The organism is Peteryoungia ipomoeae (assembly GCF_004912165.1).
GTDB lineage: Bacteria > Pseudomonadota > Alphaproteobacteria > Rhizobiales > Rhizobiaceae > Allorhizobium > Allorhizobium ipomoeae.
In genome coordinates, this window is record NZ_STGV01000002.1 from 182063 (window position 1) to 195130 (window position 13068).

General features: G+C 62.5%; 9 protein-coding genes. 4 read left to right on the top strand and 5 right to left on the bottom strand.

Annotation, left to right across the window (positions count from 1 at the left end):
- Window positions 1–4 precede the first annotated feature (4 nt).
- Genes bchL through bchF form a run of 5 tightly spaced genes read right to left on the bottom strand, consistent with a single transcriptional unit; the run spans window position 5 to window position 8069 of the window.
- Window positions 5–934 carry a ferredoxin:protochlorophyllide reductase (ATP-dependent) iron-sulfur ATP-binding protein gene (bchL, locus tag FAA97_RS07365; protein ID WP_136597893.1) on the bottom strand — a complete coding sequence of 310 codons (930 nt, stop codon included), beginning with the start codon at window positions 932–934 and terminating at the stop codon, window positions 5–7.
- Window positions 931–4701, bottom strand: coding sequence for a magnesium chelatase subunit H (locus FAA97_RS07370; protein ID WP_206109994.1), 3771 nt, complete (start codon window positions 4699–4701; stop codon window positions 931–933). The genes bchL and FAA97_RS07370 overlap by 4 nt, the downstream gene beginning before the upstream one ends.
- Window positions 4676–6232, bottom strand: coding sequence for a ferredoxin:protochlorophyllide reductase (ATP-dependent) subunit B (gene bchB, locus FAA97_RS07375; RefSeq protein WP_136597895.1), 1557 nt, complete (start codon window positions 6230–6232; stop codon window positions 4676–4678). Before bchB ends, FAA97_RS07370 begins: the two co-directional genes overlap by 26 nt.
- On the bottom strand, window positions 6229–7527 hold the full coding sequence (locus FAA97_RS07380) for a ferredoxin:protochlorophyllide reductase (ATP-dependent) subunit N (RefSeq protein ID WP_136597896.1): 1299 nt from the start codon (window positions 7525–7527) through the stop codon (window positions 6229–6231). The genes bchB and FAA97_RS07380 overlap by 4 nt, the downstream gene beginning before the upstream one ends.
- Complete coding sequence (gene bchF / locus FAA97_RS07385; RefSeq protein WP_136597897.1) at window positions 7524–8069, bottom strand: 2-vinyl bacteriochlorophyllide hydratase; 546 nt, start codon at window positions 8067–8069, stop codon at window positions 7524–7526. Before bchF ends, FAA97_RS07380 begins: the two co-directional genes overlap by 4 nt.
- Before the next feature lie 378 nt (window positions 8070–8447).
- On the opposite strand from bchF, the gene FAA97_RS07390 reads away from it, so the two are divergent.
- Genes FAA97_RS07390 through FAA97_RS07405 form a run of 4 tightly spaced genes read left to right on the top strand, consistent with a single transcriptional unit; the run spans window position 8448 to window position 13039 of the window.
- The gene (locus FAA97_RS07390; protein WP_136597898.1) at window positions 8448–9230 is read left to right on the top strand and encodes a cobalamin B12-binding domain-containing protein; all 783 of its coding nucleotides are present in this window, start codon (window positions 8448–8450) and stop codon (window positions 9228–9230) included.
- Window positions 9227–10678: a transcriptional regulator PpsR gene (gene ppsR, locus FAA97_RS07395; RefSeq protein ID WP_136597899.1), complete on the top strand. Its 1452-nt coding sequence runs from the start codon at window positions 9227–9229 to the stop codon at window positions 10676–10678. Before FAA97_RS07390 ends, ppsR begins: the two co-directional genes overlap by 4 nt.
- Before the next feature lie 60 nt (window positions 10679–10738).
- Entirely contained in the window at window positions 10739–11662 is a 924-nt protein-coding gene (gene chlG, locus FAA97_RS07400) for a chlorophyll synthase ChlG (protein ID WP_136597900.1), read from the top strand.
- A gap of 9 nt (window positions 11663–11671) precedes the next feature.
- Window positions 11672–13039, top strand: coding sequence for a BCD family MFS transporter (locus FAA97_RS07405; protein WP_136597901.1), 1368 nt, complete (start codon window positions 11672–11674; stop codon window positions 13037–13039).
- The last annotated feature ends 29 nt before the right edge of the window (window positions 13040–13068 follow it).

Genomic DNA, 13068 nt, shown 5'->3' on the forward strand with positions numbered 1-13068 from the left:
ACCCTCACTCGAAACCGAGAAATTCGAAGATTTCCCGGTCCTTCATCGGTTCGGCTTCAAGGGCCGGCGTGCCCGCCCATAGCCGCTCGGCGAGCTGCAGATATTCGTTCTGGATCGCGACGATCTCGGCGCTGTCGCCCATTTCGAAGAGCGTGCTCTTCTTCAGCCGGCTCAAACGCACCTGATCGCTATCCGGCACGTGGGCGAGGCGCTTGAGGCCGATCGCATCATTGTAACGGTCGATCTGGTCCGTCTCGCGCGAGCGGTTGGCGATCACGCCGCCGAGCCGGACATCGTAATTCTTCGACTTTGCCTTGATGGCGGCAACGATGCGGTTCATCGCGAAGATGGAATCGAAATCGTTGGCCGCAACCACCACGGCCCGTTCGGCGTGCTGCAGCGGCGAGGCAAAACCGCCGCAGACGACGTCGCCGAGCACATCGAAAATGACGACATCGGTATCGTCGAGCAGATGATGCTCCTTGAGAAGCTTTACCGTCTGGCCGACGACGTAACCACCGCACCCTGTGCCCGCCGGCGGACCGCCGGCCTCGATACATTGCACGCCGTTATAGCCTTCGACCATGTAGTCTTCCGGGCGCAGTTCTTCCGAATGAAAATCCACCTTCTCCAGCACGTCGATGACGGTCGGGATGAGGCTTTTGGTCAGCGTGAAGGTGGAATCGTGCTTCGGATCGCAGCCGATCTGCAGAACGCGCTTGCCGATCTTCGAGAAAGCCACCGAAAGGTTCGAGGATGTCGTCGACTTGCCGATGCCGCCCTTGCCGTAAATGGCGAAGACCTTGGCACCGTCAATGTCCATGGTCGGGTCGAGATGCACCTGCACGCTGCCTTCGCCATCGGCCCGCTCCCGGAGCTTTTCGGCGATGCGCGCCTCGCGTTCGGCGATCTTGCCATGGGTGTAGATGTTCATTGGGCAGCCTCCCTGACCAGCCCCTCGAGACGGTCTTCCAGTTCTTCCCCGGCCTGTTTCAGGGCGGCGAGCGTTTCAGCATCCGGCTGCCAGTAATTGCGCTCATGCGCCTCGATCAGCCGGTTGGCGACCCGCGCCGTGGCGGTCGGATTGAGTGTCGCGAGCCGCTGGCGCATGGCATCGTCGAGCACGAAAGTCTCGGTGATCTGCTGATAGACCCAAGGGTCGACGCCGCCCGTCGTCGCAGACCAGCCGAGCGTGTTCGTCACCTGCGCCTCGATGTGGCGCACGCCCTCGTAACCGTGCTTCAGCATGCCCTCGAACCATTTCGGGTTCAGCGTGCGGGTGCGGGTTTCCAGCGCCACCTGTTCGCCGAGCGTGCGCACCCGGCCCTCGCCTTGCGTCTGGTCGGAGATGAAGACCGGCAGCGTGGCACCGCCCTTGGCCTTGGAGACAGCCTTGGTCAGACCACCCAGCGTGTCGAAATAGTGCTCGATCGTGGTGATGCCGATCTCGACGGAATCGAGGTTCTGATAGGCCATATCGACATGTTCGAGCATGCTGTCGAGCACATCGGCCTGCTGGCTCGTCTTGCCCCGGCGGTTGATCGCGAAGCTCTTGCGGTTGCTGTAGGTCTGCGCGATCTCCTCGTCATCATCCCACGCGGATGACGAGATCAGCATGTTGACGTTCGCGCCATAGGCACCGTCCGCATTGGAGAAGACCCGGTAGGCGGCAGCTTCGAGATCGCAGCCGTTCGCGTCGCAATAGGTCAGTGCGTGCTTACGGATGAAATTCATCTCCACCGGTTCGTCCGCGGTTGCGGCGAGATAACTCGCCTCGGCCAGCATGCTTGCCTGGATCGGCAGGAGGTCGCGGAAGATGCCCGACAGCGTCATCACCGCATCGATGCGCGGACGCTTCAGCTCTTCGAGCGGGATGAGGATGGCGCCGCAGACGCGGTTATAGGCGTCGAGCCGCGGGCGGGCGCCCATCAGGGCCATGGCCTGGGCAAGCGGCGCGCCGCCGGTCTTGAGGTTGTCCGTGCCCCAGAGGACGACGGCGACCGTTTCCGGCAGGCGACCATCGGCCTGCATGTAGCGTTCGAGAACGCGGGCCGCCTGGCGCTCGCCATCCTGCACGGCAAAGGCGCTCGGAATGCCGAAGGGATCGAAACCGTGGATGTTGCGGCCGGTGGGCAAAAGTTCGGGCGTGCGCAGCAGATCGCCCGACGGCGACGGCGGCACGTAGCGGGCATCGAGCGCGCGCACGAGACCGTCGAGTTCGCGGTTCGTCATCAACTCGCTGTTCATCGCGGCAAGCCGAGCGATGCTTTCCGATAGCTCCGGCGTGGCGGCCTCTTCGAAGGCGGCGAGAGCAGGTGCATCCTGATCGGCGATCGCGCATAGAAGCGCCCGTTTGTCGGCGTGGCCCGCGATGGCGGGCATGCCGCCCCACATATGCTCCAGCATATCGAGGCGCTCATCACGTGCCATGCCGCGGCCCGCAATGTGAAGACCGTGCGGGATCAGCGCATATTCAAGCTCGGTGATCTCGGCGACAAGAGAGCGGATCGCTTCGCCTTCGCCCTTGGAGAGGCTGTCGCGACCCAGTTCCAACTGTTCGGCCTGGACCGCAATCAGCGAAAATAGGCGCTCACGTTCAACGAAGGCATCAGGCGCGGCCTGGCGATAGCGATCGAGGCTCGCCTTCAGCTCGCTCAGCCCCTTGTAGAGGCCGGCATGGGTGATCGGCGGCGTCAGATAGGAAACGAGCGTCGCGGCAGAGCGGCGCTTGGCAATCGAGCCTTCCGACGGATTGTTGGCGGCGTAGAGGTAGAAATTCGGCAGCGCACCGAGCAGACGGTCGGGCCAGCAGGTCTCCGAAAGGCCGACCTGTTTGCCGGGCATGAATTCGAGCGCGCCATGGGTGCCGAAATGCAGCACGGCATCCGCCCGCCAGGTGTCGCGCAGATAGCGGTAGAAGGCTGCAAAGGCGTGGTTTGGCGCAAAGCCGCCCTCGAAGAGCAGCCGCATCGGATCGCCCTCGTAGCCGAAGGGCGGCTGGATCGCGACGAGCAGCTTGCCGAACTGTCGACCGAGTACAAAGAGGCCGCGGCCATTGCTCATGACCCGGCCTGGCGCCGGCCCCCATTGCGCTTCGATGTCGGCGAGATGCCGCTCGCCCCGCACATGGTCGTCGACCGAAATCACGATATGGACGTTGGCTTCTGCACCATAAAGTGCTGCATTGCCTTCAAGGATTGCCAGCCGCAAGGCCTCCGCATTCTCGGGAACCTCGACATCGTAACCTTCGGCCTTCAGCCGCGACATGGTCTCGAACAGGCTTTCGAAAACCGACAGGAAGGCGGCGGTGCCGATGCTGCCGCTGTTGGGTGGGAAATTGAAGATCGCAACGGCGAGGCGGCGATCGGCGCGGGCTGCGCGACGCAGATCGACCATCGCGGCCAACCGGTCTGCAAGCAGCGCCACCCGCTCTTCGTCGGGCTGCATGCAGGCCCGGCCCGATGGGCAGGCGTCCAGCTGGCGCGAGCAGATGCAGGCTTTCGCTTTTCCCGCGCCGTCCGAGCGGCCGCCGAAGACCATGGAGCCGATGGCCCCGTCGAGTTCGGGGATGGCGACCATCAGCGTGGTTTCGATCGGCGTCAGGCCCTGACTCGACTGCGCCCAGGCCTCGCGCGTCTGGAATTCGGTGACGAAGGCCGAGACATAGGGGACGTCGAGCGTCTCCAGGAGCGCTGCCGCGGCCTTGGCATCGCTATAGGCGGGACCGCCGACGAGGGAAAAACCGGTGAGTGAGCAGAGCGCGTCGATCTTAACGCCGGCCTGGCCTCCCATCATGTAGCGTTCGATGGCACCGCGCATATCAAGCCCGCTGCAGAAGACGGGCACGACGTTGAAACCACGGATTTCGAGTTCTCGAATGACCCGGTCATAATGGCCGGTATCGCCTGAGAGGATGTAGGTCCGCATCAGAAGCAGGCCGATCGTTCCGCGCGCGCCGGGCCTCGTCGGCAAGGCCGAAAGCTTCGTCGTCACGCGCGGCGTCAGATCCGGGTGATAGAGGCCCATATCCGGATAGTCGACGGGATCGCCGATGGTGACCTGGCCTTGAAGCCCCTTGCGCTCGCCCTTGGCGTATTTGCCAACCAACAGGCGCACCATGTTGGCGATGTTCTCGTCCGAGGCGGCGATGCGGTATTGCAGCGTCAGGAAGTAGTTCCGCACGTCCTGTGCGGTGCCGGGAATGAAACGCAGCAACTGCGGCAGGCGGCGCAGCATGGCAAGCTGGCGCTCGCCGGCGGTGCGGCCATTGTCCTTGCCATCGCGCGAGCTTTTTCCGCGCAGCTTCTTCAAGAGTGCGAGTGGGCCTTTCTGCTCCTCGCTCATCTTGAAGCGGCCCATGGTGGTGTATTTCATGATCGTGCCAGCCGACATGCAGCAGACCATGGCATCGCAATCGCGGTGCCGGGCCTCGATGACATCGGCAATGGCGCGCACATGTTCCTCGACGAAAATCATCGAGACGATGATGATATCACCCGCCATGATCGCCGCGCGGCAGGCTTCGAGACTTTGCGGATTCTCGTTCCAGTCGGTCGCCGCATGGACGGAGAGCGTCAGCCCAGGCAGATCCTGGCCAAGTCTGCGGCGCGCGTCATCGACGGCGGCGATGATGTGATTGTCGAGCGTGACCAACACCACCCGGACCGGGGTGCTGTCAGCGGGCGAAATGGGCTTTCGCATCATACAGCGTCTCCACGGTGATCGGACGGATACCCTTGCGGGCGGCGAAGAGTTCGGTGTTGCGGCGCGCCTTGCCGCGCACGAAGAAAGGCACCTTGCGCAGCTCGCGCTCGGCATCCGGGGTCCAGGCGGTATCGCCGGAAGCCGCTTCGGCGATGACAAGCGTGTCGCCGTCGGCCACCTCGACAACGTCGCTCGCAGCCGGGGCAGGCGCATGGAGATGCGAGGCCTCTGCCCGGTCGTTGAACTCAAAATCGTCGCGGAACATCTGCAGCAGATGCTCTTCGAGCCCCATCATCAACGGATGGACCCAGCTGTCGAAGATGACGTTCGCGCCCTCGAAACCCATCTGCGGCGAGTAGCGGGCTGGGAAATCCTGCACATGCACCGGCGCCGAAATCACGGCGCAGGGCACGCGAAGCCGCTTGGCGATGTGGCGCTCCATCTGCGTGCCGAGCACCAGTTCCGGCCGTGCATCGATGATCGCCTGTTCGACATCGAGGTGATCGTCGCTGATCAGCGCTTCCACGCCGAACTCTTCCGCCGCCTCACGCACCTCGCGGGCGAACTCGCGCATGTAGGTGCCAAGACCGCAAACCTTGAAGCCGAGTTCTCGGGCAGCGATGCGGGCCGCGGCAATCGCATGCGTGGCATCGCCGAAGACGAAGACGCGCTTGTTGGTGAGATAATTGCTGTCGACCGAACGCGCATACCATGTGGCGCGATCTTCGGCCTCACCGAGGGGATCTTCCTTCAAAAGACCGGCCAGCGCCCGCACCTCTGCGAGGAACGTCCGCGTCGCGCCAATGCCGATCGGCACGGTGGAGACGAAGGGCATGCCGAACTGCTTCTTCAGATAACGCGCAGCGCTATCGCCGATTTCCGGATAGAGCACGATATTGAAGGCGGCGTCGGGAAGACGGGCTAAGTCATCGACCGTCGCGCCGAGCGGCGCCACGACCCGGACATCGATACCGTTGGCAGCCAGCAGCCGGCAGATTTCCGTGACATCGTCGCGGTTGCGAAAGCCGAGTGAGGACGGCCCCAATATGTTGCAGCTGTTCGGGGCGATCCCGGCCGGACGTTCGCGCCCTCCGGCAAAGCTGCGCACCAAGCGGTAGAAGGTTTCCGCTGCACCCCAGTTTTCCTTCTTCTGGTAGGAGGGAAGCTCCAGCGGCACGATGGGGATGCGGACATCGAGCGTGCGCGCAAGGCCCGCCGGATCATCCTGCAGAAGCTCCGCGGTGCAGGAGGCGCCGACCAGAAGTGCATCCGGCTTGAACCGTTCGACGGCATCGCGGCAGGCGGACTTGAAGACATCGGCCGTCGAACCGGCGAGGTCGCGGGCCTGAAAGGTTGTGTAGGTGACCGGCGGGCGTGCCGGGCGACGCTCGATCATGGTGAACAGCAGGTCCGCATAGGTATCGCCCTGCGGCGCATGCAGCACGTAATGCACCCCCTTCATCGAGGCGGCGATGCGCATGGCACCCACATGCGGCGGCCCTTCATAGGTCCACATGGTGAGTTTCATGACGCAACCCTCCGATTGCCGGAGCGCTCACCGGCGATCATCGCCTTCCGGGTCAGCGGCCGGGCAAAGAGTTCGGCGAGGTCGCCAGCCTGTTCGTAGCCCTGGATCGGCGTGAAGGCGAATTCGATCGACCACTTGGTGACGATGCCTTCGGCCTCGAAGGGATTGGCAAGCCCCATGCCGCAGACCACGAGATCGGGCCTTGCCGCCCGGCAGCGGTCGATCTGGACCTCGACATCCTGCCCCTCGGAAATGGAAACGCCCGGCGGCAGCATGGCAAGCTCGCCCGCCACGTGTTCGCGGTGCAGATACGGGCTGCCCACCTCGATGATTTCGGCATCGAGTTCGCGGTTGAGATAGCGTGCAAGCGAAGGCTCGAGTTGGCTGTCGGGAAACAGGAAGACACGCTTGCCGTCAATCACCGGGCGATAATGGGCCGTCGCTTCCCGAGCGCGCCGGCGCGGCGCCTCGGTCACGGTCGCAAAACGCGCCGGCGAAACGCCGAAGCTGTCGGCGATGGCCTTCAACCAGGCCGTCGTGCCTTCCTCACCCAGCGGGAAGAGCGCGTTGATGCGGGCGGCACCGAGACCTTCGAGGGCCGCGGCCGTCGCACCAAGATAGGGCTGCGCCAAGATGAAGCGCGTGGTCGCATCGATCTTCGGCAGGCGCTCGCTGCTGCGACCGGGCAGAAAGACGACGTCTTCGAGACCGAGCTCATCGAGCAGCCGGGCAAACTGGTCTTCCACCACATCGGCGATCGAGCCCGCAACGACAAGCTTTGCCAACCGGTCAACCGATCCATGCCGGGCCTGGTCGCGGACGAGAGCGGCAAGGAAATTATCCTCGCCCTGGGTGAAGGTGGTTTCGATGCCGCTGCCGGAATAGCAGAGTACGCGTGGCTTCGAGCCGTAGCGGCGGTCCAGACGTTCGGCGGCGCGGGCAAGGTCGAATTTGATGACTTCGGACGGACAGGAGCCGACCAGCACCAGCATGCGGATATCCGGGCGGCGCTCGAGCAGCCTCGCCACTTCGCGATCGAGTTCGTCATGCATGTCGACCATGCCGGCGAGATCGCGCTCCTCCATGATGGCGGTGGCGAAACGCGGCTCGGAGAAGATCATCACACCGGCGGCCGACTGGATGAGATGCGCACAGGTGCGCGAGCCGACCACAAGGAAAAAGGCGTCCTGCACCTTGCGATGCAGCCAGATGATCGATGTCAGGCCACAGAACACTTCATGCTGGCCGCGTTGGCGGATCGTGGCGGAGGGGGCGCAGGCAAGCGGCTGGTTCATGTCGCACTCCCCGTAAACGAGGAACCGTGCGCAAACGCCCCCGCCGACCCAGCCCTTGCCGCCTGATCGAGCCGCGCCAGCCGCAGCTTCCAGAGAAACTGCCCGGCGTTGATGAGATAGGTGACGTAGGCCAGGAGCGCGAGCGCCATCAACTGGCCGGCATCCATCGCGCCGGTGACCAAGGCGACCAGATAGACCGTGTGCAGGGCGAGAACGAGGATCGAGAAGACGTCTTCCCAGAAGAAAGGTCGCGCAAAGAGATAGCGCCCGAAGACCACCTTCTCCCAGATCGAGCCGGTGATCATGATGGCATAGAGCGTCAAGGTCTTGATGACGATTGAGACCTGGGCAGCATACACGCCCTCACCTGTCGCGAGATAACGCAGGATCAAGCCAAGGCTGGCGAGAAAGACCAGGAACTGCACGGGAGCAAGGATGCCCTGCACCAGCGTCCAGACGCTCTCGTCGCGCCGGCGGCGTTCGTCCGACGTGTAAAGCGCGCGGCTCCTAGCCGATGGTCTGGGTATGCGCATGGCGATCATCCCTTCTCCCATCCCTCCCAGAGGAAATCGGGATTGGCCAAAGACTACGCCCGCCACGGCCGAAGTGTCAACTTCGATTGACGTATATTTTGATTTACAGAAATGAAATGAGGGTTCATGCTGTCAATGCTCGTCTGAAGGGATGGCTGCCGTCCCCATGCTGACGCCGCATGAGATCGTTTTCGCGGAAGAGGGGCGCGGTGCGGTATGATGGATGGATCGCTTCGAGACGCACAGGACAGGCCAGACAGACCGAATAGTTTGAACTCTGCGAGCCTGAACCCTTTGATAAAGCTTGCCGCAGAAGGAAAGAGGGCATACCTAACCCGTAGCGACGGGGAAACGCTCCGTCGCCTTATTGAGGGAACGGTGGCTTCTATGACCGCCGAGAAGCTATCGACGCGTTACGACCGAGGTCTGGAGCATGATCGTCTTTATGAAAAGGCGCTCACGGACTTTCGATCCCTGCTGCTTAACCCTCGCACCCGGCTGGCGTCGCTTCTCGCCTTTCTCGAACACCAGCTGCCACAGGGACGCCCTCGCTATGTGCAGGTCCTCTTTCTCGAGACCACAGCCCGGTTGCTGGGGCGAGACTGGGTCGACGACAGCTGTGACTTCATCGATGTCACGATCGCCACGGCGCGGCTGCAGGAAATGGCGACCTGTCTTTCGGACAGGTTTCGTGAGCCCCCCTGCGGTCCTCAGGCACCCAATGCGCTGATCCTGACGCCGAAGGGCGAGCAGCATACGCTGATGCCCCATCTGATCGGTCTGCTGTTCGACAGTCTGCGCTGGTCAAGTCAGGTCCTGGACGGCCATGCGACGAAAACCCGCCTGCTGTCGCGCGCCGTGGATGCGGCCGATATTGTTTGTATAGGCTGGAGCAATATCCGCCTCGCGGGCGAATTCAAAACGCTGGTGCAGGATGTGCGCAAGTTGCGCTCTCCGCACAAACTACCCCTGGTTGTCGGCGGCGCAGCAGCCCTGGAGTCCGTTGATTTTCTTGTAGGTTTGGGGATTGACTGCATATGCGACAGCGTTTACTCCGCCGTCAGGATCTGCGACAGTTACTATGAATTAGAGAGAATCAGCCGCCAGGCGCATGCCTCCGGCCGAACGGCAGTGGTTACACCCAGCGGAATCGATTGGCTCACTCCATGAAGCCCCTGAACGGTCATAGCGGCACGGATGGCTTCGCGGTCGCAGACAGCCTTCTCAAGACCCTCGACCCGGTTTCGATCGGTTCGCTGGTGAGCCTTGGCGTCGATGTCGTATTGCTCATCGACAGCAACGAGATTATCTCGCATATCCATCTCGCAGGCAAGGACCTGGACGATTACGGCCTGAGCAAGATGGTCGGAAAGCGGCTTCACGACTGCGTGACGGTCGAGTCCGTGCCGAAAATCGCGTCGATGCTGAGCGCAGACAGCCACCATCATCCCGCCCGCGGTTACCAGGTCAATCACAAATGCAGCGGCAAGCCGGACCTCCCGGTCGTCTATTCCGCCTATAACGCCAAGGACTTCGGCTACACGATCGTCGTCGGCCGTGAACTTCGCCAGCAGATGATGGATCAGCAACGGCTGGTCCAGACCCAGATGGAACTGGAAGCGGACTACCGGGAACTCAAGGAAGCCGAGACCCGCTATCGCACAGCCTTCAAGGTCGCGACCGTCGCCTATGTGATGCTGGACGGGGAACGCCGCACCATTCTCGATGCCAATCCTGCCGCCAGCACGCTCATGTCATCGACCGGAGCGCCGCTTTCGGGAAAGTCCATTCGGGATCTGTTTGCAAAGACTGATCGTGACCGGATTGGCGATGCCATCAGCGAGGCCCGCCACAGCCCCAATCCGGTTCATGTCGACGGCGCGACGAGCGCGAAGGGGCAGCCTGTCTCGTTGACAATCCGCGCCTATCGGGAAAACGGCATCACCAATGTCCTGCTGGCCCTCTGGCCTGCCGATCAGGATCAGGAAAGCAGACGCCAGCGCGAAGAAAAACCGGTCGGTGGATCGACGCTCGATATCGCCGACTTGCCTGAAGCCGTGGTCCAGACAGACGCAGAAGGCATTGTGCTTAAAGCAAACACCCTGTTTCTCGATCTCATTCACGCACCGTCGTTAAGTCAGGTTCTCGGCCGCGACATTGCCGCGTGGTTCTCAAATGCTTCCATCGATATGCGGGTTCTGTATGCGCGGTTGCTGGACGAACCCTTTGTTCGCGGCTTCACATCGACCCTGACCGATAATCTTCTCAGCGAGAGCGCGGTCAGCATTTCCGCGCGTCGCAACGCCGCAAACGAAACGATCCAGCTGATCGTCCTTCCGCAGCCGGCAGGGAATGATCGCCTGACCATCCCATCACCCGGCACCTCTGAGCATCCGGAGGGGTTTTCGGCATTGGTAGGCAAGGTTCCCTTGAAGGACCTGATCCGTGAATCGTTGGATGTCATCGAGAAGATCTGCATTGAGGCAGCGCTCGACCAGACCAATAACAACCGTGCTTACGCCGCCGAAATCCTCGGACTGTCGCGCCAGAGCCTCTACATCAAACTGCGGCGCTACGGACTGGAAGACTACCGGACAAGCAGCGAGCGTCGTTCGTAGCAGACAAACCATGTGTCAATTTATGTTGACACTCTGGTGGGTGAGGCATAGCCTCTCCGCATGGCCCAGATCCCTTCCCACGTCCCGGCAAGCTCTCCTCCGTCTCTCTCGGCGGTGGTTGAACTGTTGAAGCCGATCACATGGTTTCCGCCGATGTGGGCCTATGCCTGCGGCGCTATCGCCTCGGGTGCCAGCCTTGGTGATCGCTGGCTGCCGATCCTGCTCGGCATCCTCCTGGCCGGCCCCCTGCTCTGCGGCACGAGCCAGGCGGTCAACGACTGGTATGACCGTCATGTCGACGCGATCAATGAGCCGCATCGGGTTATTCCGTCCGGACGAATGCCTGGCCACTGGGGTCTGGTGGTTGCGGTAGCCATGTCGCTTCTGTCGATGGCAATCGCCGCTTTGCTCGGTCCACTGGTGTTTGCGGCAGCAGCGCTCGGGCTTGCTCTGGCATGGGGCTACAGTGCGCCGCCCTTCCGCTTCAAGCGCAATGGCTGGATTGGAAACGGGGTCGTCGGCCTCAGCTACGAAACACTGCCCTGGATCACGGCGGCGGCGGCAGCGCTTGGAGGCACACCATCCTCGACAAACCTCGGGATGGCTCTGTTTTACGGCGTCGGCGCCCATGGCATTCTGACCCTTAACGATTTCAAGTCGATCCGTGGTGATCGTGAGATGGGGATCAACACCCTGCCCGTCCTGCACGGACCGCAAAACGCAGCCCGCATTGCCTGTGCAATCATGGCGGTCGCGCAAGTGGGCATCGTTGTCCTTCTCATTCAGGCAGGGCTTGCCGCGGGCGCAGTTCTGGTTGGGCTAAGCCTAGCGCTCCAGGCGCTGTGCATGATCCGCTTCCTGGGCGACCCGGAAGCAAAGGCCGTGTGGTATTCGGCGGCAGGCGTCGGCCTCTATGTGACCGGCATGATGGCGGCGGCGATTGCCATGCGCACCTCTCCACCTTCCGCAGCCTTGTTCGGATAGGAGGGAAGAATGACCCGGCCAGCCTCCCGATCCATCAAGGGTTTCGCCTCGGACAGAGCTGGGCTGGGCTGGCTGGAGATTGCAAGGCTCGGTCTGGTTCAGGCAGCTCTGGGCGCGATTGTGGTTCTCACCACATCCACGCTGAACCGCGTCATGATCGTCGAACTTGGCCTTGCCGCCGTCATTCCCGGCCTGCTGGTCGGCCTGCATTACGGCATTCAGATAACCCGCCCGGTCTGGGGGCACAAGTCGGACACGGGGCGCTCCCGAAGCCTCTGGATCATTGGTGGCCTCGCATTGCTTGCCTGTGCCGGAACGGGTGCGGCCGCAACCACACTGCTGTTTGAGCAGTCCTTTGCCGCCGGGATTTCAGCCGCCGTCATCGCCTATGTCTTTATTGGCATCGGGATCGGGGCGTCGGGCACCTCGCTGCTGGCACTGATCGCGATGAAGACCGCCGTCGAGCGGCGGGCGGCGGCGGCAACCATAACCTGGATGCTGATGATCGTCGGGATTATCGTCACATCAATCCTGGTCGGACTTCACCTCGATCCCTATTCGCATGAGCGTCTGATTGCCATAACGGCAACAACCGGTCTCGTCGCCTGCCTGATCGGGCTGATGGCTGTGACAGGCATCGAGGCGAAACCGTCGGTGGATGCGCCATCCACCCGGTCGACCGCCATCCCTTTCCAGACAAGCCTGCGCGATGTTCTCGACGACCGGGAGGCGCGCCTCTTCACCCTCTTCATCTTTCTGTCGATGCTGTCTTTCGCAACGCAGGATCTGATCCTCGAGCCCTTTGCCGGCATCCTCTTTGCCATGACGCCGGGCGAAACCACGGGGCTTTCGGGAACCCAGCATGTCGGCGTGCTCATCGGAATGATCCTGGTCGGCGTATCAGGCACCTTTTTCGGTCGCCGCAATCCGGAGCTGTCGCGCCAGTTTATCATCTGGGGGTGCCTTGGCTCCGCCATCGCCCTTGCAGCCCTTGCCGTATCAACGCAGTTTGCGCCGCACTGGCCGCTGAGCCTGACGATCGTCCTGCTTGGCATGGCCAATGGCGCTTTCGCGGTGGCTGCCGTCGGTACGATGATGATCCTCGCCGGACGCGGTCGCCTGTCGAATTACGGGATGCGCATGGGCATATGGGGTGCTGCCCAAGCCATCGCGTTCGGGCTTGGCGGCGTGCTTGGAACGGTTGCCCTCGATCTCGGTCGCTGGCTGAGCGCCGATGATGCAACCGCCTTTGCCGGTGTGTTTTTTATCGAGGCGAGCCTGTTCCTTGTTTCGGCGCTGGTTGCCACCCGCATCAGCCGGCACCCGCAACATGCACCGCAGACAGCGTCCGACAAGGCCTTGGTGACTGGAGAGTGAAGCCCACGCCCGCAACCCGAACGGGAGAC

Coding starts and splice junctions, on each gene's coding strand:
- FAA97_RS07390 (WP_136597898.1), top strand. CDS start 8,448: ATGACCGCCGAGAAGCTATCGACGCGTTACGACCGAGGTCTGGAGCAT.
- chlG (WP_136597900.1), top strand. CDS start 10,739: ATGGCCCAGATCCCTTCCCACGTCCCGGCAAGCTCTCCTCCGTCTCTC.
- FAA97_RS07380 (WP_136597896.1), bottom strand. CDS start 7,527: ATGAACCAGCCGCTTGCCTGCGCCCCCTCCGCCACGATCCGCCAACGC.
- bchB (WP_136597895.1), bottom strand. CDS start 6,232: ATGAAACTCACCATGTGGACCTATGAAGGGCCGCCGCATGTGGGTGCC.
- bchL (WP_136597893.1), bottom strand. CDS start 934: ATGAACATCTACACCCATGGCAAGATCGCCGAACGCGAGGCGCGCATC.
- bchF (WP_136597897.1), bottom strand. CDS start 8,069: ATGATCGCCATGCGCATACCCAGACCATCGGCTAGGAGCCGCGCGCTT.
- FAA97_RS07370 (WP_206109994.1), bottom strand. CDS start 4,701: ATGCGAAAGCCCATTTCGCCCGCTGACAGCACCCCGGTCCGGGTGGTG.
- FAA97_RS07405 (WP_136597901.1), top strand. CDS start 11,672: ATGACCCGGCCAGCCTCCCGATCCATCAAGGGTTTCGCCTCGGACAGA.
- ppsR (WP_136597899.1), top strand. CDS start 9,227: ATGAAGCCCCTGAACGGTCATAGCGGCACGGATGGCTTCGCGGTCGCA.